The organism is Rubrivirga sp. S365, assembly GCF_032248475.1.
GTDB lineage: Bacteria > Bacteroidota > Rhodothermia > Rhodothermales > Rubricoccaceae > Rubrivirga > Rubrivirga litoralis.
Genome location: NZ_JAVTTN010000001.1, coordinates 926,196 through 945,831, shown reverse-complemented (window position 1 = coordinate 945,831; position 19,636 = coordinate 926,196). Strand labels below are relative to the sequence as shown.

The following is a 19,636-nucleotide window of genomic DNA, read 5'->3' as shown; positions in this document are numbered from 1 at the left end:
GGCGGGGTGGGGTGGGCGGGTGGGGAGTGACGAGGTACGAAAAACGAGCACGAGGCGGAGGGGGCGTTGGAGCCGGGCGGGGCGGTCGCGAGAGCGGGCTCGGCGCCCGTTACTCGTCGCCGACCATCGCGTCGAGCATCTGCTGCATCCGGGCGATCTCGGTCCGCTGGTCGACCTGGACGTCGGAGGCCAGCTTGAACGTGGCTCCGTCCTGGGCCGCGCCGTCGGCCGCGAACAGCTCGTCGACCATGACGACCGCCCCGCCGTGGTGCTGGATCATGTAGGCCAGGAACAGGCGGTCAAAGTCGGCGCCGCGGGCTGCGTCGAGCTCGGCGAGTTGGGCCGGCGAGAGCATCCCGGGCATCGAGGCGTGGTCCATCGCCATGCCGGCGCCGTGGCCCTCGTGCCCGCCGTGGTCCATGTCCGTGCCGTGGTCCATGCCGTGCGCCATCGGCGCCGTCCCATCGGGGCGCACCTCGGGGGCCGACTGGCCGCGGTCGGTGAGCCACCGCTGCATCGAGCGGATCTCGTCGCGCTGCGCGTTGTCGATGCGCGCGGCGAGGCGGCGGACGGCTGGGCTGGCCCCGTGGGTCGCCGCCATGTCGGCCATGACGAGCGCCTGCGCGTGGTGCCCGATCATGCCGGTCATGTAGCGGACGTCGGCGTCGGTGTAGCGCGCGAGCGCGCTGTCCTGGCGCGCCCAGTAGAGCGCCTCCAGCTCGGCCGTCGAGGGCGGGGTGGTCTGGGCGGCCGCCCCGCCCGCGCCGAGCGCGAGGACGAGGGCGAGCAGACGGAACGGTGGGGGTCGGCGCGTCACAGATGCGGCCCGTCGGGGCAGGGTGTGCATGGGCAAGGTAGCGGACGCGCGGGGCGAGGCGCCTCCACAGACGCCGCCCCGCCCGCGGCCGCCGTCGGGGCGACCGGCTGCCGCCCATGCGGGCGGGGCGGCGTTGCATGCAACGCCGTCGGGCCGCGGCGCCCAGGGCGGGGCGGTGCCGGTCTTGACCGCCCCGCCCGCCCGACCACCACCCCGCCCTTTGGGTCCTAGCCCCTCCTGGCTGCGCCGTCCCCTCGGGGTGTCCAGGAGGGGGACCGCCGCCGCCTCGGGACGGCGACGTGCCCGCCTCGACCACCCCGCCCGAAAACCTGACCCACTGATCCACCGCCTCCCCCGGCTATTCCAGTTCGTCGCGGCGCGCGCGGAGCGCCTTGTTGAGGAGCGCGCGGGCGCGGAAGATGTGCGCCTTGACGGTGCCCAGCGGGAGGTCCAGCTCGTCCGCAATCTCGTCGTACGTCTTTTCCTCCTGGTGCCGGAGCACGATGACGCGGTGGTACTTCGGCGGGAGCGCCTCGATGGCCTCGCGGAGGATCGCGTTGCGCTGGTCCGTCACGACGGCCCGGTCGGGGCGGTAGGTCGTGTCCGGGAGCTCCATCTGGAGTTGGCCGTCGCGCGTCTGGACCGGCTTGTCGATCGAGAACGTGGGCAGCTTTTTGCGCCGGATGTGGTCGATCGTGTGGTTCGTCGTGATCCGGTAGAGCCACGTCGAGAAGGCGTACGTCGGCGAGTAGCTGTCGAGCGATCCGAACGCCTTGACGAACGCCTCCTGCACCAGGTCGTCGACGACGGCGCTCTCGCGGACCATCTTCGAGACGTGGTGGGTCAGCGGCCCCCGGTACTTCGTGACCAGCCGCTCGTACGCCCGCTGGTCGCCGCCGAGCGCCTGCGCGACCGTCGCGCGGTCCTCCTCGCTCGACGCCGAGGGCGCGGACGGAGACGGGGCAGGCGGCATGGCGGGCGTCGTAACTCGGGGCGGGGCGGCAAACTACCCCGCCCCGCCCGCTCCCGCCGCCCGTAGGTGCGGGGAGGCGCGGGCGGGGCGGCGGGCTGCGCCGACGCCCCGCGGTCAGGCGCGGTCCCGCTTCCGCTCGAACCGGCGGCCCATCCACGGCGGGAACAGGAAGAGCCCGTACGGCTCCTGCCCCTCCTTCGAGAGCGACTGGTGGTGCCGCCCGTGCGCCCGCTTCACCGACTGCGCCGCCGGGTTCTTCGTCTTCACCGGCCCCAGCCGCCCGTGCGCGTAGAGGTCGTGGAGCACGAAGTAGAGCGCGCCGTAGACGGCGATCCCGACGCCCAGCGGGAACGCTCCGCTCGCGAGCGGGGCGCCCCGCCCCGCCCACATCAGCCCGAGCGAGACGGCCGCGAAGCTGACCGAGAACAGGTCGTTCCACTCGAACCCGTCGCCGTGGCCGTGGGCCGGGTCGTGGTGCGTCCGGTGGAGCCGCCACAGGGCGCCGTGGAAGAGCCAGCGGTGGAGGACGTACGCGGACACCTCCATCACGGCGAACGCGGCGGCGGCCAGGAGCAGGAAGCGGAGCACGGCGGGCGGGGGACCGGGGCGGGGCGGACGAACGTAGGACCACCCCGCCCCGCCCCGCCTCCTGCGATCCCCGATGCTCGACGCCGCCCTCGCTGACCTCCGCACGCTCGCCGACGCCGTGCTGGCGCTCGCGCTGGGCGGGGTGGTCGGGTGGGAGCGCGAGCGGAAGGGGAAGGGCGCCGGCCTGCGGACGATGATGCTCGTGGCGCTCTCGTCGTTCCTGTTCGTCGAAGTCAGCGTGGCCGCGGGCGCCGCCGCCGGCGGGGGCGTCCGCGTCGACCCGGTGCGGGCCGTCCAGGCGATCGCGGCCGGCCTCGGGTTCCTGGGCGCCGGCATCGTGTTCCGCGACCGCGAGCGCGACCGGACGCGCGGGCTCACGACGGCCGCCTCGCTCCTCGTCGTGGCGCCCATCGGGATCGCCGTCGCGCTCGACCGCTACGTGCTCGCCGTCGGCGCCACGGTCCTCACCGTCCTCGTGCTCGGCGCCGCCGAGCGCCTCGAACGCCGCGTGGAGCTCCGCCGTGGCTAAAGTCCCCATCCCCGACACCAACGACGACCTCCTCGCCGAGTGCGACGTCGAGACGATGAGCGCCGGGACCAAGGGCGGCCAGCGGGCGAACAAGGTCGAAACGGGCGTCCGCCTGACGCACCGGCCGACCGGCGTCCGCGTGCAGAGCCGGTCGTCACGGAGCCAGTTCCGCAACAAGGCCCTCGCCGTGGCCACGCTCCGCGAGCGGCTGGAGGAGATGAACCGGCCCGTCAAGGTCCGCCGGCCGACCAAGCCGACGCGCGGCTCGAAGCGGCGCCGGATCGAGGCCAAAAAGCGCCGGTCCGAGAAAAAGGCCAACCGGCAAAAGCCCGACTGGTGACCGACTGTCCCTGCGCGTCCGCGCCCGCGCCTCCTGCAACAACGAAGCGTGGGGGAAAATGCCAAGCCGGTCTTTAGCCGTCCCCCTCACCCAACGATCACGTCTCCCGAGGAACCCCCTCCACCCCGCCCTCTACGATGGCGGTAGCGTCTCGCCTGCTTTTCATCCCACTCCGCTCTACATGCCTTTTGCAACCCCCCGCTGGATCCCGCTCGCGGTAGCCCTTCTCGCCGGTCCGGCCAGCGCCCAAGTCCCGACGACCGTGTTCACGGTCAACTCCGCCGCGGACGACGCCAACGCCCGCGACCGGACGCCCGGCGACGGCGTGTGCCTGGACACCTTTACCGAGTCCAACCCGTCCGCCGAGCCCCGCTGCACGCTCCGGGCGGCCGTGGACGAGGCCAACGCGACGCCCGGCCCCGTCGTCATCAACCTGCCGGGGCAGCTCGCGGGCGGCGTCTCGGGCACCTACACGCTCTCGCGCGTGGCCCCCAACGTCGCCGCGGAGACGTACGAGGACGGCAACGCCTACGGCGACCTCGACCTGGGCGCCGGGGCCGCCGCGTTCTCGTCGCTCACGATCCGCGGCACCGGGACGCCCGGCCCGCAGGTCACGGTGAGCCCGAACGACCGTGTGTTCCACCTGCTCTCGAACGAGGTCCGCATCGAGCGCGTCACGATCACCGGCGGCACGGCGCAGCCCGGCGCCAACGGTGTTTCGAGCCCCGGCCCCGGCCAGTCCGTGGACGGCGCGGACGGGGCCGACGGCGGGTGCGTGCTCGTCGCGGCGGGCGTGACGGCCCTGCTCGACCAGGTCTCGGTCAACAACTGCGCCACGTCGAGCGGCGGCAACGGGACGGCGCCTTCGGCTGGGATCGCCCAGACGCGCGGCGGCAACGCCGGGCGGGGTGGCGACGGCGGCGGCATCGCCAACTACGGCGCCCTCACCCTGCGCCGGAGCTTCGTGGCGCAGAACGAGACGGGCGACGCCGGCTCGCCGGGCTTCGGCACGGCCCCGTCGAGCGGCGCCCCGGCCGATGGCGGCAACGGCGGCTCCGGCGGCTCCGGCGCCGGCGTCTACAACGAGGGGACGCTGAGCGTCGAGCGGTCGACGATCGCGAACAACGTGGCCGGCGACCCCTCGGCCGGCGCCGCCGGCACGAACGGCGGCCAGGCCGGTGCCGAAGGCGAGGGCGGGGCGGGCGGCGGCGTCGCGAGCGTCAACGGCGGGGAGACCACGCTGACCAACACGATCGTCGCGTCGAACACGGCCGGCAGCGACACCCGCAACGACGGGACCACGACGGCGGCCACAAAGCAGCCGGGGTCCGACCTCTACGACGGGTCCGTGGCTGACGACGACGCCGGGCCGGGGCCGAACCCGTTTACGACCGGCCTGCTCGTGGACCGCGGCTTCAACCTGATCGGGACCAACAGCTCGGTCGAGGCCGGCTTCCCCGACGTCCAGCCGGGCGCGGCCGTGGACCAGAACGGGAGCCGCATCGGGAGCGGGCAGGCCAGTGACGCGACTCGGATCAACCCGGTCGTCATCGGCGCCAACCGGGGCGCGGGCTACGCCGTCACGGCGTACGAGCTGGGCGCCGCGAGCCCGGCCATCGACGCCGCCGACCCGGCCATCGGGGCCGACGCGCCGGCCCTCGACGGCCGCGGCTTCCTCCGCCCGGGCATCCGCAGCGGGGACGAGCGGGCCGACATCGGCGCCTTCGAGTTCGCCTCGCGGCCGGTCTCGGGCGACCTCGTCATCAGCGAGGTCGACGCCGTCACGCCGCCGCTTGGCGAGGGCGACGCCGCGGAGTTCGTCGAGATCCAGAACGTCAGCGACGTTCCGGCTCAGCTGGCCGACTACGCCCTCGTCTTTTTCAACGGAGCCGACAACCTGGCCTACGCTCAGTTCAACCTCCAGGGCGTGCTCGCGCCCGGTGAGGTCTACGTGGTGTCGGACCCCGGCGTCGCGGCAGCCAACCAGGCCGTCCTCGGCGGCGCCCCCAACGACGTCGTCGACGGGAGCGGGGCGGTCGCCCTCTACCTCGGCAAGGCGAGCGACTACCCGAACGGGGCCGCGGCCGGCCAGAACGCGTCGACGCGCGCTGACGTCCTGATCTACGACAACGCCGTCACCGCGAGCCGCCGCGCCGCGCCGTCCGGGAGCCTAGCGAGCGCCTTCGGCGTGCCCGAGGACCAGGTAGCGTCGGGCGACACCGAGGAGGCCTCGATCCAGCGGACCGGGAACGGCTCCTACGCGGCCGCCCCGCCCACGCCGGGCAGCGCCAGCGCGGGCGGCGGCGTGGCCGGCGAGGGCGGTCCCGACGAGGCGGTCGACCTGGCCGTCACGTCGGCGCCGAACCCGACGTCGGGCCGCGCGCTCATCGCGTTCGGCGCCGCCGAGGCCGGAGACGCCCAGGTGGCGGTCTACGACGTGCTGGGCCGCCGCGTGGCCGTCCTCGCGTCCGGCCCCGTCGAGCGCGGCCGCCACGAGGTCGCGTTCGACGCCTCGGGCGTTCCCTCCGGCGTCTACGTCGTGCGCGCCACGGTCGGCGATGAGACCCAGACAGTCCGGATCACGGTCGCCCGCTAAGACCGCCGGATCTGAGCTCCCTGCGCGGGGGCGGGCCTCCGGGTCCGCCCCCGCGCGCCGTTTGGGAACCCCGCTCGGAACGGGCGGGGCGGCCGCTCGGAACGGGCGGGGCGGCCGCTCGTCTGTCTACGCCCCGCCCGTCACCGCCCCGCCCCACCGTCATGGCCGACCACGGCAGCCGCATCAAAAACGACGACGCGTACGAAGCGCTCCGCGACAAGGGCTACTCCACGCACAAAGCGGCGGCGATCGCGAACGCCCAGGCCAACCCCGACATGCACCCGTCGGAGAAAGGCGGCCACGCCAAGGCCTACGAGGAGTGGACGAAGGACGAGCTGCACGACCGCGCCAAAGAGCTCGGCGTCGAGGGCCGGAGCCGCATGACGAAGGCCGAGCTGATCGGCGCCCTCCGCACCGGGTAGCCGCGTGACGCCCCGCCCCGCCCCCGCTCTGCCGGTCCACGTCGGGTTCGTCGCGCTCCTCCTGCTCGCCGGGTGCGCGGGCGTCCGCCCCGCCCCGCCCGAGTCGACCGGCGCGGGCCTCGTCCCGGTCCTTCGCGTCGAGGCCGGGCGGGCGGACACGCTCGACGCCGCCCCGCTCGGGGCGGGCGGGGCGGCCGCGTTCGGCGCGCACCCCGACGTCCAGGTCGCGCCGGCCGACGGGACGCGCGTGGTCGTGCGGCCGCGGGCGGGGTGGGCCGGCGTCGCCCTCGTCCCGTTCCGCGCGGGCGGGGCGGACGGCGTCGTCGCGGTCGTGGGCGGGGCGCCGGGCCTCCGCCTGCGCTTCGTCGGCGTGGACGCCGGCGACCCCAGCCTCGTCGAGTTCGCGCTCGACCAGGACGGCGGCGGGGCGCCCGATCTGGACGAGGAAGAGGGCGTCGTCGCGCTCGTCGGCGACCGCCCGTTCGGCGACAACGCGATCGACGCGTTTCAGGACCGCGTCGTCCTCGACCTCGACGCGGCGGGGGCGGCGCGGCAGACGGTCCGCCTCGCGGCGCGGGCGGACGGGCGCGTGTCGAACTGGGTCGCCATCGAGGTCGCGGACGGCCGGTTTGTGCGCGAGGTGCGGGCGCGCGTCGTCGGGCCGCCCCGCCCCTAGCCCCGGAGGGTGCGAGGTACCGGGTACGGAATCCGCTGCCGGCTCTGGGGAACGATGCGCCTCCCCGCCCCGCCCCCAGGCCTCTATCGTTCCTAAAAAGCACTCCAGGGCCGTACCTCGTACTGAGTACCCCGTACCTCCCCGGAGGGGGCTCTAGCCGTCAGCGAACTGGGCGAGGGCGGCGCCCGAGAGGCGCATCCCGGTCCACTCCGTCTGGGCCTCGGCGCCCAGGCCCTCGTAGAAGTCGATGGCTAGGCGGTTCCAGTTGAGGACCACCCAATCCATCCGGTCGGCCCCGCGCGCGACGGCCTCGGCGGCGACGGCCCGGAACAGGGCCAGCCCGATCCCCTTGCCGCGGTGCTCGGAGCGGACGAACAGGTCTTCGAGGTAGACGCCCCAGTTGGCGCGCCACGTAGAGTAGGCGGGGTAGAACAGGGCGAGCCCGGCGGCCTCGTCGCCGTCGAAGGCGAGGAGCGCCGAGAGGGCCGGCGCGGCGTCGGGCGCGAGCGCGGCGCGGACGGCCTCGGGCGTCGTGGCCACGTCGCCCGGCCCGGCCTTTTCGTAGGCGGCGAGGTCGAGGATCAGGCGGCAGACGAGGTCGGCGTCGTCGGGCGTGGCGGGGCGGAGTGTGCCCGCGAACGGAGAGGTCGGCATGGGTCGGGTTAGGTGGCCGCCCCGCCCGTGCAGGCGGGCGGGGCGGGGCGGCTACGGGAGGTAGCGGGCGACGGTCGGCGGCCAGTCGGGGCTCTGGACCCGCTCGAGCACGGCGCGCGTGACGGCCTCGCGGAGGTCGCTCCCCTGCGGGGCGGCGAGCGCCCACCGCTCGTATTCGAACCCGGTCGTCTCGACGCGGAGCCCGCGGTCGGTCTCCGACGTCGCCACCTTCAGGCGCGGGACGGAGTCGACGAACAGGTCGAGCGAGTCGGCCTCGACGGCGTCCAGGCCGGCCGCGAGCGACGGGTACGGCCGCGCGGTCACGCGGCTCTCGGCGAGCACCGCCTCGGCCGCCGAGCCCGCGACGACGCCGACGCGCTCGCCGCGGAGGTCGTCGGGGAACGACGCGCCGCCGCCCGAGCCGCTCCCGATCCCGAGCGCCGAGACGAGGGCGGCCGTGAGCGCCGACGTCACGGCGAGCGAGACGATCATCCAGACCAGCGCGAGCGCGCGGCCGCCCGTCGTCTGCGGGACGGTGTCGCCGTAGCCGATCGTCGTCATCGTCACGCCGGCCCACCAGAACCCGTCCCAGATGCCAGCCTTCTCCTCGCGGATCTCGTTCTCGTCCTCGTGCCGCTCGATGCCCCACATGGCGAGCCCGATGAGGAACAGGAGGACGACGAGGCCGAGCGCGATCTTGAAGAAGGTGGGCGAGAAGAACCGCTTTGCCACCTCGGCGATGCCGCTCCCGGTCTCGCGCGCCATGCCGAGGCGGGCCGAGTAGAACGGGGCCGTAAAGTCGACGCGGTCCTCGTCCTCGGCCGTCATCGTCGCCACGGCGAGGTCGGCCGCCCCGCCCGCGACCGCGGCCACGGGGTCGTCCGCGCGGACGAACTGGACGCTCCGCCCCAGCTGCGTGCCCACCTCGCGCGCGAGGTGGACGCCCAGGCCGTCCCACGTGCTGTCGGTGCCGGCCTCGACGAACGGGGGCGCCGGCGCCACGGCGACCCGGAGGTCCCCGCCGGACGGGGCGGGCGGGGCGGTCTGCGCCGAGGCGGCCGGCGCGGAGGCGAGGAGCAGGACGAGGGCGAGCAGAAGACGGATCACGAGGCGGAGCGGGGGGAGCCGCCCAACCTACCCCGCCCCGCCCACGGCGTGCGCCGAAGGCCACGCCGGCTCACGCCGATCCTACTTCGTCCACCCCACCCCGCCCGCACATGGAGTCTGCGCGTGGAGAACGGGCGGGGCGGGGCGGGATCAGTTGAAGCGCCGGTACTCGTCGTCGTCGTCGTCGAAGTCGTCGTCGTCGTACGAGCCCAGCCCGGAGAGCACGGAGCCCATCATGTCGGCGTAGCTGGCGCCGTCGTCGGCCACCTCCTTGCCGACGAGCGAGTGCTGGTGGAGCATCTCGAGCGCGAGCTCCATCACCGACGCCTTCTCGGCCGGGCTCGACGGCTGCGTGTGGGCGTCGACCAGCTTGCCCAGCCCGTCGACGCGGTCGAGCGCCTTGGCGTAGTCGGCGAACGGGAGGTCGCCGTCGAGGTCGACGGCGTTCCCCTTCGAGAACCACCCGAGCACCTCGCTGTAGGCGGCGCGGCCGCCGCTCTCGCCGCTCCCCTTCTCGGCCGGGTCGGGGAGGTACGTCTTCATGATGGCCGCGACGGCCCGGCCGACGAGCGCGCGGGCCACCTCCTGGGCGCCCTCCTGCTCGCCCTCGTAGACCAGCTCGACCTTGCCCGTCACGGCCGGCTCGACGGACTCCAGGTCCGACGCCCGCGCCGTCGTCTCGGCCTCGCCGTTGAGGAGCGCCCGGCGCTCGGCGGCCGAGACCAGGTCTTCGAGGGCCGCCCGCGTAAGCCGCGCGCTCACGCCCGACTTCTGGTCGACGTACTCGGACGCGCGGGCCTCGAACGCCACCTGCTCGATGATCTCGCGGAACACGTGGGGGATGTGGACGGCCGGCGTCTCCGGCGCGCCGTCGCCGCCGGCCCGGTCGTCCCACGCCTCCTGCCGCGTGATCTCGACGCCGATCCCCAGCTCGCGCGGGTAGTGCGTGAGGATCTGCGAGTCGATCCGGTCCTTGAGCGGGGTGATGATCGAGCCGCGGTTCGTGTAGTCCTCCGGGTTCGCCGTGAACACCATGAGCACGTCGATCGGGATGCGGACGTTGAACCCGCGGATCTGGATGTCCTGCTCCTCCATGATGTTGAGGAGGCCGACCTGGATGCGCGGCTGGAGGTCCGGGAGCTCGTTGATCGCGAAGATGCCGCGGTGCGTGCGCGGGATGATCCCGAAGTGGATGACCTCCTCGTCGGCGTACGTCAGCTTGCGCGTGGCGGCCTTGATGGGGTCGATGTCGCCGATGAGGTCGGCGATCGACGTGTCGGGCGTCGCGAGCTTCTCGCCGTAGCGGGCGCTCCGGTGGAGCCACGTGACCGGCGTCTCGTCGCCCCGCTCGGCAACGAGGTCGCGGGCGTACTTCGAGACCGGCGCGAGCGGGTCGTCGTGGATCTCGGACCCCTCGACTTCCGGCACCCACTCGTCGAGGAGCGACGGGAGCATCCGCACGATCCGGCTCTTGGCCTGGCCGCGGAGCCCGAGCAGGATAAAGTCGTGGCGGCCGAGGAGCGCGTTCTGGACCTGCGGGATGACCGTCCGGTCGAACCCAAGGATGCCGGGAAACACGTCGTCGCCCGCCTTCAGGCGCTGCACGAGGTTCGCCCGGACCTCGTCCTTGACCGAGCGAGGGTGGTAGCCGCTCTCTTTGAGGGCGCCGAGCGTGGAGATGTCGGGGGCGTCGGTCATCGAATGCGTGGTGTTGGATCGTTGGGGTCCTGCACGCCGGGCACCGCGCGCCGTTCCTCCCCGCCCCGCCCTCACGTCGGGCGGGGTGGGCGGGGCGGAGCAGCCTGGGGCGGGGCGGCCTGCCGGCCCCCGACAACGGCGCCCGCCGCGCCAGGCGTGCCCGGGCGGCCTACGGCGCGGCGAAGGCGTCGGCGCCCGCCACGCCCGGCGTCCGGTCCATCCAGAGCCACCCCGCCCGGCCGTCCGGCGCCGCCACGCGCGCCCACCACTGCTGCTCGGGGGTGGTCGCCTGGCGGAGCGCGGCGCCCGGGTTGCCGCCGGCGTCCGAGAACCCGATGCGGCCGCCGTGCCACACGCGGAAGCTCCCCTCGCCCTCGTAGTCCAGCACGAGGACCGTATCGCCCAGGGCGAGCGGGGCGGCCTCGCCTTGCGGCACGAGCAGGTCCGTCGGCCGCGTCGCCACGGACGCCCCGACGCGCGTGAGGAGCGCGAACCCGCCCGACGCGTCGAGCCTCGTCCCGGCGGGGACCATGAAGGCGGCGCTCGTCGAGTCGCCGCCCCGCCCGTAGACCGTCGTCTCGGCCGAGGTGGTCCAGGTCCCGTAGGTGCAGCCCTCGAACGGACACGCGCCGTCGACGCGGAGCGGGGGGGCGGGCCGCTCGGCGAGCTCGCGGGTCTGCGTCGTGATGGCCAACGTGTCGGGCGCCGCGTCGAGCGGGGCGGCAGCGGGCGCGTCGGCCACCCCGCCCGCGCCGTCGGCGGGCGGGGCGGGGTCGGCGCACGCGGCGAGCGCGAGCGCGGCCAGGGCGAGCCGGGCGGGGCGGCTCATGGCGAGGCCGGGGGCCGGGTGGCGTCGGGCTGCGGCGTCCACCGGTACAGCACGATGCGGCTGGCCGGCGCCTGGAGCAGACCGGGCGGGCGGGCCATGAGCACCGCGAGCTCGACGGCTCCGCCGGTCTCCCTCACCGCGAGGTCGAGCGGGTACACCTCCTCCGACCGCTCCGGCCCCACGAGCACGCGCTCGAGCCGCCCCGCCCGGTCATACACGTCGACGCGGAGGTGGTCGCCGCGGAGGTTGAGCACGAACAGGCGGTCGCCGAGCGGGGCGGCGCTCGACGTCAGGAGCGGCGGCTCGTCCACGTCGCCGCGGACGTACTGGGCCGAGCGCGTAAGCTGCGGCGAGGCGAACCCGACGAGCGCGAGCGTGTCGAGCGGGGCGGCGGGCGCGGCGCTGGGCGCGAGCACGTCGACGACCGGGCGGTAGCCGGAGAGCGCGGCGAGCCGCCCGCCCCACGCGCGCAGAAACCCGATGGACCGCCACGGTGGGCCGGTGAGCGCGTGCCGAGCCACGACCGCCCCGCCCTCGTCCAGCACCTCGACGGCGCCCGGCGGCGCCTCCTCGTCCGAGCCGCCGCCGGTGCGCACGGCCACGAGCGAGTCGGTCACGAGCGCCGCCGTCGCCCCGGGCGGGGCGGGCACGTCGCGGACGACGCCGCGGCCGGGGACGGCCCACCGGAGCTGGTCGGCGCCGCGCGCCAGCACCACGACTGTGTCGCCGCGCACGCCGGCGAGGTACGGGTAGTCGCCGCCCAGGTCGACGCGGCCGGCGTCGGCGCCGTCCGCGCCGAGCAGGCGGGCCGCCCCGCCCTGCGTCTCGACCACGGCCACGCCGCGGCCGTACCACCCGAGCGACGTGGGCAGGTCGAGCGCCGGGCTCGCCTCCCACACCACGTCGAGCGTGTCGACGGGCGCCGCGGCGGCGAGCGCGACCGAGGCCGAGTCGGCGGCCGAGACCGAGCGGTCGAGCTCGCGCTGGCTCGACGGGAGGCACCCGGCCAGGGCCACCGCCCCGCCCGCGACCAGCAGCAGGAGGCCGAGCCGGGCGGGGCGGAACGGGGCGGGGCGGGCGCTGGCGGGGCGGGGCGGGCGGGTCACTCGGCGCGGCCCAGCCGGAGCGAGACGTCGAGCGGGCGCCCGTCACGCACGACGCCGAGGCGGACCACGTCGCCGGCGCGGAGGTCGACGAGGCGCTGGCGGATGTCCTCGTTCGAGGCGATCGGCTCGCCGCCGACCGAGCGGACGACGTCGTACGGGCGGAGGCCGGCGGCCTCGGCCGGGCTCCCCGGCTCCACGCTCCGCACGATGAGCCCGCGGACGTCGTCGAGCCCGAGCGCCCGGGCGATCTGCGGGGTGACCGCGTTCACGCTCAACCCGGTGTAGAACGAGCGGTCGACGGAGCCCGACGTACGGAGCTCGGCGACGACCTGGCGGATGCGCCACGACGGCACGGCGAACCCGATCCCGACCGACCCGCCCGAGCGTGAGAAGATGAACGTGTTCATCCCGATCACGTGGCCCAGCGCGTTCACGAGCGGCCCGCCCGAGTTGCCCGAGTTGATGGCCGCGTCGGTCTGCACGAGGTCGCGGAACGTCCGCCCGTCCTGGGCCGGGAAGTCGCGGCCGATCGCGCTGACAACGCCCACGGTGACCGTGGGCTCGGCGGCCTCGAACAGGCCGAACGGGTTGCCCAGCGCCACGACCCACTCGCCCACGATGGCGTCGCCGGCCTCCTCGTACGAGAGGTACGGGAGCGCCGCGGGCGGGTCCACCTTGAGGAGCGCGATGTCCGTCTGCGGGTCGCTCCCGACGAGCTCGGCCGGGAGCTGGCTCCCGTCGGGGAAGGCGACCGTGATCTTGGTCGCGTTCCCCGCCACGTGGTCGTTGGTGACGATGTAGCCGTCGGGCGAGACGATAAACCCGGACCCGACGCCCTGCACCTGCTGCTGGTACACGCGGTCGGGCACGCGGCGCCCGAAGAAGCCCGCGAACGGGTCCCGCACGCGGACGTTCTGGACCTCGATCACGTTGACCGACACGACGGCCGGGCTGGCGGCCTCGACCGCGCGCGTGATGGCCGTCCGCCGGCTCGACAGGATCTCGCCGTCGGCCGGCGGGGCCTCGACGGCGAGCGGGGGCGGGGCGGCCTGCTGGGAGTGCGCCGTCTGCTCGCACCCGGCGAGCAGGGCGACGAGGAGCAGGGAGAGCGTGCGCATGGGGGGCGGGGTGGGCAATCGGCAACCTACGGGGCGCCCGCCGGCCGGTTTCTCGGGCGGGGCGGGCTCACGAACGCTTGGAACGGGCGGGGCCGCGTGCGCCGCCCCGCTCTGCCGCCCCGCCCGGCGCCGCCCCGCCCGACCGCCGACGCGGCGATCTTGGCCGCCCCGTCCCCCGCCCCGCCCGCGTGCCCGCCCTCTCCCGCCGCTTGTCCCGGAGCGCCCTCGTCGGCTTGGTCGCGTGGAGTGCGCTCCTGTTCGTGCCGCTGGCGGGCGGGGCGGCGCACGAACTCGGCGCGCACCTCGTGCTGCTGGCGCCGCTCGTGCTCGTGCCGCTCTACCTCGACGCCGCGCTGCCGGCCTCGTTCGAGCGGCGCACGGACCCCGCCCTCGCGGCGGCCTCGTGGCTGATCCTCCCCGGCGCCCTCGCCGCTGCGGGCTCGTTCCTCGTCCCCGTTGGAATGTGGGCCGGGGCGCTCGTGGTGCCGTGGGGGCTGGCGACCGCCGCCGTCGCCGTGTGGGCGCTGCGCGGGGCGTGGCGGCGCCACCAGGCCGGCACGCTCGACGCGGCCGAGGTCGTGCTCGCCGCCGGCTTCGCGTCGCTCCCGGGCGGGGCGGTCTGGCTCGGGTTCGCGCGGGCCGGCATCGACCCCGGGCCGTACGGGCCGCTCGTCGTGCTGCTCACGGCGGCCCACTTCCACTACGGCGCGTTCGCGGCGGCGGTCTGGAGCGGGCTCCTCGGCCGCGCGCTCCCGGCGGGCAGCCGGCTCCGCCCCGCCTGGGCCGCGACGGCGGCCGGCTTGGTCGTCGGGTTCTGGCTCGTCGCGTTCGGGATCGCCGCGTCGGGCGGACCGGCGGGCGGACCGGCGCTCGAAACGGTCGGCGTCGCGCTCCTGACGGCGTCGGCGATGGGGACCGGCGCGCTGGGGGTCGCCCTCGGGCCGACGCTCGCGGACCGCTGGGCGGGGCTTATGGTGGCCGTCTCGGGCGGGGCGCTGGCGCTCGCGATGGGGCTCGCCGTGTGGTTCCACCTCGGCCCGCGCCTCGGGATCGCGTCGCCGGACGTGCTGTGGATGCTGCCGCGCCACGGGTGGCTCAACGCGGTCGGGTTCGGGCTGTGGGGGGCGCTCGGGTGGCGGCGGCTCCGGCCTCGCCCCGCCCGCGCCGCCGCGCCGGCCGCCCCGCCCGTCGCGCGGGCCGCGTAAGGCGACCGCCCCGCCCGGCCTCCAGGGGCGGGGCGGTCGCCCCCCGTTCTCCCTCCCCCCGCTCCTCTGGACGACCTCCTCGCCCGCACCGTCGTCGTGATCCCGGCCCGTGACGAGGCCGCCTCAGTCGGCGCCGTCGTGGCGGCGCTGCCGCCGGTCCGCGAGGTGGTCGTGGTCGACAACGGATCGCGCGACGGAACGGCGGCCGTCGCCCGGGCCGCCGGCGCGACCATCGTGGCGGAGCCGCGCGCGGGGTACGGGCGCGCCTGCCTCGCCGGCCTCGCCCACGTCGCCTCTAGCGCACGGGCGGGGCGGGCGCCCGATGTCGTCGCCTTTGTCGACGCCGATTTGTCGGACCGGCCCGAGGAGCTGCGCGACGTGCTGGCGCCGATCGCGGCGGGCGAGGCCGACCTCGTGATCGGGAGCCGCCGGCTTGGGCAGCGCGCCGGCCGCGTCGAGCGGGGCGCGTTGCTCCCGCAGGCCCGGTGGGGCAACGCGCTCGCGTGCTTCCTTATCCGGGCGCGGTGGGGCGTCCGCTTTACGGACCTCGGCCCGTTCCGCGCCGTCCGCTACCCCGCCCTCGTCGGGCTCGGCATGGCCGACGAGACGTTCGGGTGGACCGTCGAGATGCAGGTCCGCGCCGTCCGCGCCGGCCTCCGGTGCGCCGAGGTGCCGGTGGGCTACCGCCGCCGCGTGGGCCGCTCGAAGATCACGGGGACCGTGAACGGGACGGTCCGGGCCGGCGCCAAGATCTTGTGGACCGTCGGCCGCCACGCGCTGGCGCGGCGCCCTCCGTGACCGCTCTGTGACCACCCCGCCCCGCCCGCCGCGGGCGGGCCGGAACGGCGGGGCGGGGCGGGCCGTCCTCCGGTGCGAAGAGGGCGACTGAATTCCGATGGAAGCGCTTCCGAAAGCGGCCTCCCCTATCTTCCCCCTGCCAAACGGCTCCGCAGGCTCGGGACACCCACCCCGCCCCCGCAGGCCGTCCGGCCCTTCCCCACCCTCCCCCCCGCCCATGTCGACGCCCCGCATCTGGTTCAACGGCGAGCTCGTCGCCCACGACGACGCCACCATCCACGTCCTCTCCCACGTCGTCCATTACGGGTCGTCCGTGTTCGAGGGGATCCGGGCGTACGACACCGACCGCGGCCCGGCCGTCTTCCGGCTCCGCGAGCACATGCGCCGGCTCGTCGACTCGGCCAAGATCCACCGGATGGACCTGGGCTACAGCGTCGACGAGCTGTGCGAGGCCGTCGTCGGGACGGTGGCCGACAGCGGGCTCGACGCGTGCTACATCCGCCCGGTCGCGTTCCGCGGGCACGGGAAGATGGGCGTGAACCCGCTCGGCGCCCCGGTCGAGGTCGTCGTCGCGGTGTGGGAGTGGGGCCAGTACCTCGGCGACGAGGCCGTCGAGCAGGGCGTCGACGTGCAGGTGTCGTCGTGGAACCGCCCTGCCCCGAACACGCTGCCGGCGATGGCGAAGGCCGGCGGCAACTACCTCGGCGGGAGCCTGATCAAGATGGAGGCCGTGCTCAACGGCTACTCCGAGGGCATCGCGCTGAGCGTGGACGGCTACCTCTCCGAAGGGTCGGGCGAGAACCTGTTCCTCGTCCGCGACAACGTGATCATGACGGCGCCGTCGACCATGTCGATCCTGCCCGGCATCACGCGCGACTCGGTCATGCAGATCGCCCGCGAGCGCGGCTACACGGTCGAGGAGAAGATCCTCCCCCGCGAGGCGCTCTACCTCGCCGACGAGATGTTCTTCACGGGCACGGCCGCCGAGGTCACGCCCATCCGCTCGGTCGACCACTACCAGGTCGGCGAGGGCCGGCGCGGGCCGGTCACGGAGGAGCTCCAGACGGCCTACTTCGAGGCGCTCCGCGACACGGCCAACCCGCGCGGCTGGCTCACGTTCGCCCGCGAGGCGCCGGGCGGGGCGGCCGGCGACGGCGCGGCGACGAGCGGCACGCCGACCGTCGGAGAGACGGCCTAACCCTCGTCTCCTGCAACGTTGGGCGCCCCGGCACAGCTGGGGCGCCCTTTTTCTTGGCCTGTTCCCCGCCTTATTCCGGGCGGGGCGGACTGACCTTTTGCCGCCCCGCCCACTCGTCTCCTCGCCTGTGTCTCTCCGCCCCGCCCTCTCGTCGGCCCTCCTCGGGCTCGCCCTCCTCGCCGGCTCCGCCTCGGCCCAGCCGATGCAGACGGCCGCCCCGCCCGCGCACGGGGCGCTCGCGCCGGCGCCTGGGGAGGCGGCGCGCGTCGCGTTCGACGTCCGCGCCCGGACGGAGAGCGGGGTCGACGGGTGCACCGGCGTCGTCGACCCCAGCGCGCCCGACGCCGTCGTGGACTGGGGCGGCGGCGACCTCCGCGTGTGGGCGCGGGCCGCGTTCGACGCGACGCTGCTCGTGGCCCAGCCGGACGGGTCGTGGACGTGCAACGACGACGCCGAGGGCCTCATGCCGGCCGTCACCGTGGGCGGGGCGGCCGCCGGGCGCTACGCGGTCTGGGTCGGCTCGTACGCGTCCGACCCGGACGAGCCTGCCGTGGCCCTCTACGCCGGCGCGGCCCCAGCGCTGGCCCTCGACGCCGCCGCCCCGCCCGCGGCGGGCGATGTCGACGCGGCCGCTGGGTTCGAGGCCGACCGCGGCTCCATCGAGATCGCCGTCCAGGCGGGCGGGGCGGACTGGGTCGGCTCCCTCGGCCCCGAATGCCGGGGGTTCGTCGACGCCGCGCGGCCGACGGCGCGCGTGCGGTACACGGCGGCCGAGGCCGCCCCGCTCGTGGTCGCGGCCTCGGACCCGGACGACGATGTCCTCGCGGTCCTCGTCCAGACCCCTGACGGGACGGTCCTGTGCAGCGACGGCGGCTACTCCCTGGCGCTGCCCGTCGTCGTGGACGACGCCGCCGCGGGCGACTACGCGGTCTGGCTGGGGACGACGAACGGGGACCCGGAGCCCGTCGACGCGCGGCTCGTCCTGTCCGAGACGGTCCCCCAGCGCGTCCTCGACGAGCGGGCGCGGAACTTGCCGTACTCGGAGGGGACGTACACCGTGCTCGACCTGGACGCCCGCCCCGCCCCGCTCGTGCTGGGCGCCGAGCCCGTCGAGGCCGCTTACCTGATCCAGCCCACGAGCCCCAACCCCGTCAGCGGCCGCGCCTGCACGGGCTACCTCGACGTCGCGCCGACGACGGCGCTTCGTTTCGATGTCGAGGGGCCGGTCACCGTAGCGGCGACGGCCGCCAGCGACGCGGACCTCGCCCTCACCGTGCGGACGCCGGGCGGGACGTGGCTGTGCAGCGACGACTCCCAAGGGCTCGACCCCGCCGTCCAGTTCGACGAGACGGAGCCCGGAGACTACCTCACCTGGGTGGGGACGTTCGGTCCGGCCACGGCGCCCGTCGCGGTCGCGGTCGCGGCGACGCCCGGCGCGCTCGCCGTCGAAGACGACCCGGCGAGCGCCGTCGAGTCGACCCCGCAGTCGCCGGGCTCCTACGCGGGCGACGCGATCCGGCCGGGCGGGGCGGCCGTCGTGGTGAGCGCGCTCGAGACCGAGGCCGCGGTCCTCGCCGGCGGCCCGGTCTCCAACCCGGTCGACGGCGACGTGTGCCGCGGCTTCCTCAGCGAACGGCCGGCGGCCGAGGTCCAGGGCTCCGGCCCGCTCACGATCTCGGCCACGGCCGGCACCGACCTCACGCTCGTCGTTCGGACGGCCGACGGGGCGTGGACGTGCAGCGACGACGCCGACGGGACCGACCCGAGCGTCACGGTCGACGCCGCGGGCGGGGCGGCGTCGGTCTGGGTCGGGACGTTCTCGCGCCTGCCGGCGCCCACGCCCGCCCGGCTCCGCGTGGAGCGGGGCGGCGAGTAGGGCGAGCACGGGCGGGGCGGCGCGCGTGACCCTTTCGTGAGCCCTGCGCGGCGGGGCACCAGGAGCATCGGCCTGGCGTTTCCTCGGCTCCCTTTCCTCCGGGCTCCCCACACCACGGCCATGCGCGTTTCGCTCCTCCTTGCCTTTGCCGGCCTCCTCTTCGCGGCCCTCCCCGCCCAGGCGCAGCCCAACTCCAAGGCGGCCCCGAAGGCGGGGACGCTCACGGCCGCAGCCGAACCGGCCTCGATGTCCATCCAAGCCGGCGGCCCCGACCGCAACGGGGTCCCCGGCAGCGGGTGCTCCGGGTTCATCACGAACGACGCGCCGACGGCCGTCGTCCAGGCCGAGGGCGGCGGGCCGCTCGCGATCTACGCGACCTCGGACATCGACACGACGATCCTGATCGCGGACCCCGCCGGCCGCTGGCACTGCAGCGACGACGCCAACGGGAGCAACCCGGGCGTGAGCTTCGCCCGCGCCGACGCCGGCCCCTACGCGGTCTGGGTGGGGACGTTCTCGCCCGAGGCCGCCGGCGCCGCCGCCCAGCTCTCCGCCGTCCGCGGCGAGCCCCGCTGGTAGCCGCCGCCCCGCCCCCGACGACGCACGGGCCGCCCCTCACGACGGGGGCGGCCCGTTCTACTGTTGGCCCGCCCGCATCCGCTCCAGGAGCGCCGAGAGCGTAGCCAGGTCGTCGTCCGAGAGGTGCTCCGTGACGGCCTCCATGACGCGGTCGACCGGGCCGTCGAGCGTCGCGAGCGTGTCGAGCCCGTCCGGCGTGATGGCGACCTCGACCACGCGGCGGTCGTGCTCGGCGCGGCGGCGCTCGACGAGCCCGTGCTTTTCGAGCCGGACCAGCAGCCGCGTCACGTCGGGCGTCCGGTCGACGAGGCGGTCGCCGATGTCGGAGCACGCGAGGCGGGCGGGGTGGCTGCCGCGGAGGATGCGGAGCACGTTGTACTGAGCCTCGGTGACGCCGTGCGGCGCGAGCGCTGCGGCGATCTCGCCCGATACCCACGACTCGGTCGCGAACACGTTCAGGACGGCCTCTTGCGCGGGCGACGCGAACTCGTGCTGCTGGATAAGGTCGGCGAGGGTCACGGGGCGGC

Annotated in this window: 20 protein-coding genes; 10 read left to right on the top strand and 10 right to left on the bottom strand. The window is 75.4% G+C overall.

Annotated features, from left to right (window positions below; all coding sequences use genetic code 11):
* Positions 1-109 precede the first annotated feature (109 nt).
* From RQM47_RS04155 to RQM47_RS04145, 3 genes are all read right to left on the bottom strand, one after another.
* The gene (locus tag RQM47_RS04155) at positions 110-817 is read right to left on the bottom strand and encodes a DUF305 domain-containing protein (protein ID WP_311661337.1); all 708 of its coding nucleotides are present in this window, start codon (positions 815-817) and stop codon (positions 110-112) included.
* A gap of 358 nt (positions 818-1,175) precedes the next feature.
* Positions 1,176-1,790: an RNA polymerase sigma factor gene (locus RQM47_RS04150; RefSeq protein WP_311661336.1), complete on the bottom strand. Its 615-nt coding sequence runs from the start codon at positions 1,788-1,790 to the stop codon at positions 1,176-1,178.
* A 114-nt stretch (positions 1,791-1,904) separates the two neighbouring features.
* The gene (locus RQM47_RS04145) at positions 1,905-2,378 is read right to left on the bottom strand and encodes a sterol desaturase family protein (protein WP_311661335.1); all 474 of its coding nucleotides are present in this window, start codon (positions 2,376-2,378) and stop codon (positions 1,905-1,907) included.
* A gap of 73 nt (positions 2,379-2,451) precedes the next feature.
* On the opposite strand from RQM47_RS04145, the gene RQM47_RS04140 reads away from it, so the two are divergent.
* The 5 genes from RQM47_RS04140 to RQM47_RS04120 all read left to right on the top strand — a co-directional run bounded on the left by RQM47_RS04140 (position 2,452) and on the right by RQM47_RS04120 (position 6,941).
* Positions 2,452-2,907, top strand: coding sequence for an MgtC/SapB family protein (locus tag RQM47_RS04140; RefSeq protein WP_311661333.1), 456 nt, complete (start codon positions 2,452-2,454; stop codon positions 2,905-2,907).
* Positions 2,900-3,247: a peptide chain release factor-like protein gene (locus RQM47_RS04135; RefSeq protein WP_311661331.1), complete on the top strand. Its 348-nt coding sequence runs from the start codon at positions 2,900-2,902 to the stop codon at positions 3,245-3,247. Before RQM47_RS04140 ends, RQM47_RS04135 begins: the two co-directional genes overlap by 8 nt.
* A gap of 181 nt (positions 3,248-3,428) precedes the next feature.
* The gene (locus RQM47_RS04130) at positions 3,429-5,843 is read left to right on the top strand and encodes a T9SS type A sorting domain-containing protein (RefSeq protein WP_311661329.1); all 2,415 of its coding nucleotides are present in this window, start codon (positions 3,429-3,431) and stop codon (positions 5,841-5,843) included.
* 161 nt (positions 5,844-6,004) lie between these two features.
* A complete protein-coding gene (locus RQM47_RS04125; RefSeq protein WP_311661328.1) occupies positions 6,005-6,265 on the top strand; it encodes a Rho termination factor N-terminal domain-containing protein in 261 nt (86 codons plus the stop codon).
* A 4-nt stretch (positions 6,266-6,269) separates the two neighbouring features.
* Positions 6,270-6,941, top strand: coding sequence for a hypothetical protein (locus RQM47_RS04120; protein ID WP_314007517.1), 672 nt, complete (start codon positions 6,270-6,272; stop codon positions 6,939-6,941).
* Positions 6,942-7,094: 153 nt separating this feature from the next.
* On the opposite strand, the gene RQM47_RS04115 is transcribed toward RQM47_RS04120, so the two are convergent.
* From RQM47_RS04115 to RQM47_RS04090, 6 genes are all read right to left on the bottom strand, one after another.
* Positions 7,095-7,595, bottom strand: coding sequence for a GNAT family N-acetyltransferase (locus RQM47_RS04115; RefSeq protein WP_311661324.1), 501 nt, complete (start codon positions 7,593-7,595; stop codon positions 7,095-7,097).
* A 51-nt stretch (positions 7,596-7,646) separates the two neighbouring features.
* Positions 7,647-8,702 carry an ion channel gene (locus RQM47_RS04110; protein ID WP_314007514.1) on the bottom strand — a complete coding sequence of 352 codons (1,056 nt, stop codon included), beginning with the start codon at positions 8,700-8,702 and terminating at the stop codon, positions 7,647-7,649.
* A 150-nt stretch (positions 8,703-8,852) separates the two neighbouring features.
* A complete protein-coding gene (locus RQM47_RS04105) occupies positions 8,853-10,400 on the bottom strand; it encodes a sigma 54-interacting transcriptional regulator (protein ID WP_314007511.1) in 1,548 nt (515 codons plus the stop codon).
* A 169-nt stretch (positions 10,401-10,569) separates the two neighbouring features.
* Positions 10,570-11,229 carry a hypothetical protein gene (locus RQM47_RS04100; RefSeq protein WP_314007508.1) on the bottom strand — a complete coding sequence of 220 codons (660 nt, stop codon included), beginning with the start codon at positions 11,227-11,229 and terminating at the stop codon, positions 10,570-10,572.
* Positions 11,226-12,335 (bottom strand): hypothetical protein, encoded by a 1,110-nt coding sequence (locus RQM47_RS04095; protein WP_314007505.1) that lies wholly within the window; start codon positions 12,333-12,335, stop codon positions 11,226-11,228. The genes RQM47_RS04100 and RQM47_RS04095 overlap by 4 nt, the downstream gene beginning before the upstream one ends.
* Positions 12,332-13,453 carry a S1C family serine protease gene (locus RQM47_RS04090; RefSeq protein WP_311661316.1) on the bottom strand — a complete coding sequence of 374 codons (1,122 nt, stop codon included), beginning with the start codon at positions 13,451-13,453 and terminating at the stop codon, positions 12,332-12,334. Before RQM47_RS04090 ends, RQM47_RS04095 begins: the two co-directional genes overlap by 4 nt.
* 188 nt (positions 13,454-13,641) lie before the next feature.
* On the opposite strand from RQM47_RS04090, the gene RQM47_RS04085 reads away from it, so the two are divergent.
* The 5 genes from RQM47_RS04085 (at position 13,642) to RQM47_RS04065 (ending at position 19,109) form a co-directional block, all read left to right on the top strand.
* Positions 13,642-14,658: a YndJ family transporter gene (locus RQM47_RS04085; RefSeq protein WP_311661314.1), complete on the top strand. Its 1,017-nt coding sequence runs from the start codon at positions 13,642-13,644 to the stop codon at positions 14,656-14,658.
* 96 nt (positions 14,659-14,754) lie between these two features.
* Complete coding sequence (locus RQM47_RS04080) at positions 14,755-15,456, top strand: glycosyltransferase family 2 protein (protein WP_311661313.1); 702 nt, start codon at positions 14,755-14,757, stop codon at positions 15,454-15,456.
* Between the two features lie 217 nt (positions 15,457-15,673).
* Positions 15,674-16,654: a branched-chain amino acid transaminase gene (locus RQM47_RS04075; protein ID WP_311661312.1), complete on the top strand. Its 981-nt coding sequence runs from the start codon at positions 15,674-15,676 to the stop codon at positions 16,652-16,654.
* A gap of 127 nt (positions 16,655-16,781) precedes the next feature.
* Positions 16,782-18,530: a hypothetical protein gene (locus RQM47_RS04070; RefSeq protein WP_314007502.1), complete on the top strand. Its 1,749-nt coding sequence runs from the start codon at positions 16,782-16,784 to the stop codon at positions 18,528-18,530.
* 120 nt (positions 18,531-18,650) lie between these two features.
* Positions 18,651-19,109, top strand: a complete 459-nt coding sequence (locus RQM47_RS04065; RefSeq protein WP_311661308.1) for a hypothetical protein — start codon at positions 18,651-18,653, stop codon at positions 19,107-19,109.
* A 57-nt stretch (positions 19,110-19,166) separates the two neighbouring features.
* Here the strand turns inward: RQM47_RS04065 and RQM47_RS04060 are convergent, their stop codons facing one another.
* Positions 19,167-19,628: a MarR family winged helix-turn-helix transcriptional regulator gene (locus tag RQM47_RS04060; RefSeq protein WP_311661306.1), complete on the bottom strand. Its 462-nt coding sequence runs from the start codon at positions 19,626-19,628 to the stop codon at positions 19,167-19,169.
* Positions 19,629-19,636: the final 8 nt, after the last annotated feature.